We start from the raw sequence: 2,610 nt of genomic DNA, 5'->3' as shown, positions 1-2,610 counted from the left end.
GGTCTCCACTGGTGCGCCAACATCGTCACCGGGGCAGACGGCATCGCTTCAGCTGTCCTCATCCGGGCAGGCAGGGTCATCGAAGGGGAAGACCTGGCACGCAAGCGGCGAGGGGGCAGGGCCGAGAGTCCACGTCTCGCGCGGGGGCCGGGGAACTTCTGCCAAGCGCTCGGCATCACGGCAGTGCACAACGGCACAGACCTACTGACAGGCGCCTCGGTCGCGCTGTCCGAGGGCGAGCCAGCACCTGCCGCACTCATCCGGATTGGTCCTCGGGTAGGTGTGAGCAGAGCCCACGACTGGCAGCACCGCTTCTACCTCGCCGGTGATCCAACGGTCTCGGCGTACCGACTGAGCCCGAGAGCCAAGCGGTCCGCCGGAGCCTGAGTCGCCGCGCGCCTCGCTCGCGGCTCGTCGGCGAGTCGGCGAGGAAGTTGGCCCGAAGATGCTGATCGCTCGCGAGCGTGGCGCGTGGCGCGTCCCTTGCCGGTCGGGTGACTGTCGACGTGTGCCGACTCGGGCCGGAGGGGTGGCGGGATGACCCCCTTGGTGCGTTCTTCCGCACCGCCGGGGTCACGGTCACCGTGCACAGCGAAGACTGAGCCGAACCGGCACCAACCAGGAGGGAGCCGGCGAGAGGGGGCGCTGGCCTGAACTACTCCGCTGCCTGCCCGGCGTTGCCTGCGAGTGCCTGCCTTGCCAGCACGTCGGCGACCCTGATGAACCCGTCGGCACCGTGGCCCAGTCCGATGACGCGACGGGCTTGACCCTCCGCGGCACGCATCACGCCGGCGTCGATGCCGTGCTGCTCCGAGGTGTGCACGATGTGGGCCATGGACGACACCGCCGAAGTGATCGGGTTGCCCTCCCCGGAGAAGGTGCCGACGGCCATCTCCTGCGCGCTGTCTTCGAAGATCGGCGGGAGGATCTCGCCGATCCCTTTGGCGAACGGTGCCAGCTCCCGCGCGGTGATCCCCTCGGCTTGCGCGACGGCCAGGGCGTGGGCGTAGCCCGCCATCGCCGTCCAGAAGATGTCGAGCAGAGCGACGTCATAGGCTGCTGCCCGGCCGATCTCTTCCCCCAGATGGGTGTGTCTACCGCCGAGCGTTGCCAGCGAGGACTGGTGCCGCTGGTAGGTCTCCTCCGGACCGCTGTACAGGAACACCGCGCCGGGTGTTCCGATGGTGACCGCGGGGGTCATGATCGCGCCGTCCAGGTAGGTGATGCCGTGTTCGGCCGCCCAGACTGCGCTGTCCCGCGCCCGGTCGGGGACGTCCGCCGTCAGGTTCAGCACGGTCCGCCCTTTAAGGGCTGCGGTCGCATCGGGGTGGCGCAGGATGGCATCCGCTGCGTCGTAGTTCACGACGCATACCACGATCAGCTCGCTCGCCACGACGGCCTCGGCGGCGGACACCGTTCCCACCGCTCCGCGCTCCACCAGTTCGCGATCCTTGCCCGGAGTACGGTTCCACACGGTCGTCCGAAGCCCCGCGTCCAGGAAGGTTCCCGCCAGTGCGCGGCCCATGGGCCCCAGCCCGAGCACGGTCACGGCAGACTCTTGCGTGTACGAGGACATGCCTCAACTCTCCTTGCTTTGATGCCAAATGCGAACGAATGGGATGAAGATGACGCGCAGCCGTGCCACGGACGTGAACGTTTGTGGAGTGACTGCCGCAATCGCGGTGATCGACGGCAAGTGGAAGACCGCCCTGCTATGGGCCCTGGAATCCGGTCCGCACCGCCCCGGCGAACTACGCCGACGACTTCCGGGCCTCAGCGAGAAGGTGCTGACCCACGCCCTGCGTGAGATGGAAACCGATGGGCTGGTGCATCGCGAGGTGCATGACGTACTGCCCTTGAAGACCGTCTACTCGCTGACCGGGTTCGGCCGCGAACTGGCCGAGGCGCTGGGTCCGCTGGCCGACTGGGGCCACCGCCGACTTGACAGACTCGCCGCAACACAAGAACAACTGGCTCTCTGAACCCTCCCCCTCCGGTCTCCGCCTGCGCCGTGCCGATCGCACGCCATCAGCCTCGCCGTACAGAGAAGCACCGACAAGTACCCACAAAAAAGTGGGTACTGAGGGCGCTTGGAAGAGACGCGCCGGAACAGGTCATTCGTCCCGGACCGCCATCGCGATGTGCAGGTCCGCCTGAAGCCCTTGTGTCCGCTCCGGCCCGTGTGGCTCATGCACTCCACGTCGACCGCCGTGCCGTCCGTCGAGGGAACGGCCGTCCACTTGCAGCGAAGACACGACGAAGGGCGCCCGGAAGGGCGCCCCTGTCGTTGGCTACCATCCGCTCAGCCGGCCGTCACGCATCGCTCACGGGTTCCGGAAGGTGATCCGGCAGTGGTCAGACTTGAACCGTCGGGTCCGCACGGAGTCGATCCGGTCGCGGTTTTCGTAGTTCAACTCCTCCCACAGGTACTCGACGTCCCCCAGATCTACCCGCACCCGCTTCGCTGCCAGGTCTGCCAGGTCTGCCAGCTCGGTCCGGATCTTCCCCAGGTCGGCATCACAGCTGCCGATGCCTGCACGCATGGGCGATGCGTCGACGTCCCTACGGCGAACATTTCCGACCGGAATCTCCTGCCCTCGGGCAGGAGAG

General features: G+C 67.5%; 4 protein-coding genes and 1 pseudogene. 2 read left to right on the top strand and 3 right to left on the bottom strand.

Going from position 1 to position 2,610, the window contains the following annotated elements; translation table 11 throughout:
- Positions 1-387: DNA-3-methyladenine glycosylase (locus BIV24_RS32840; RefSeq protein WP_079168665.1), on the top strand; the 387-nt coding region annotated here is incomplete at its 5' end.
- Positions 388-655: 268 nt separating this feature from the next.
- On the opposite strand, the gene BIV24_RS30575 is transcribed toward BIV24_RS32840, so the two are convergent.
- On the bottom strand, positions 656-1,576 hold the full coding sequence (locus BIV24_RS30575; RefSeq protein ID WP_071369717.1) for an NAD(P)-dependent oxidoreductase: 921 nt from the start codon (positions 1,574-1,576) through the stop codon (positions 656-658).
- A 49-nt stretch (positions 1,577-1,625) separates the two neighbouring features.
- Between BIV24_RS30575 and BIV24_RS30570 the strand changes: the two genes are divergently transcribed.
- Complete coding sequence (locus tag BIV24_RS30570) at positions 1,626-1,982, top strand: winged helix-turn-helix transcriptional regulator (RefSeq protein WP_071369718.1); 357 nt, start codon at positions 1,626-1,628, stop codon at positions 1,980-1,982.
- Here BIV24_RS30570 and BIV24_RS36675 read toward each other — a convergent pair.
- Both BIV24_RS36675 and BIV24_RS30565 read right to left on the bottom strand, forming a co-directional pair.
- Positions 1,868-2,248 (bottom strand): annotated as a pseudogene (locus BIV24_RS36675) (DUF7848 domain-containing protein); the annotation flags it as partial. The gene BIV24_RS30570 and the pseudogene BIV24_RS36675 sit on opposite strands and share 115 nt — an antisense overlap.
- 76 nt (positions 2,249-2,324) lie before the next feature.
- The gene (locus tag BIV24_RS30565) at positions 2,325-2,543 is read right to left on the bottom strand and encodes a hypothetical protein (RefSeq protein ID WP_071369716.1); all 219 of its coding nucleotides are present in this window, start codon (positions 2,541-2,543) and stop codon (positions 2,325-2,327) included.
- Positions 2,544-2,610: the final 67 nt, after the last annotated feature.

It is taken from the genome of Streptomyces colonosanans (genome assembly GCF_001866645.1).
GTDB lineage: Bacteria > Actinomycetota > Actinomycetes > Streptomycetales > Streptomycetaceae > Streptomyces > Streptomyces colonosanans.
The sequence above is the reverse complement of the archived record's forward strand: the minus strand, read 5'-3'. Positions and strand labels throughout refer to the sequence as shown.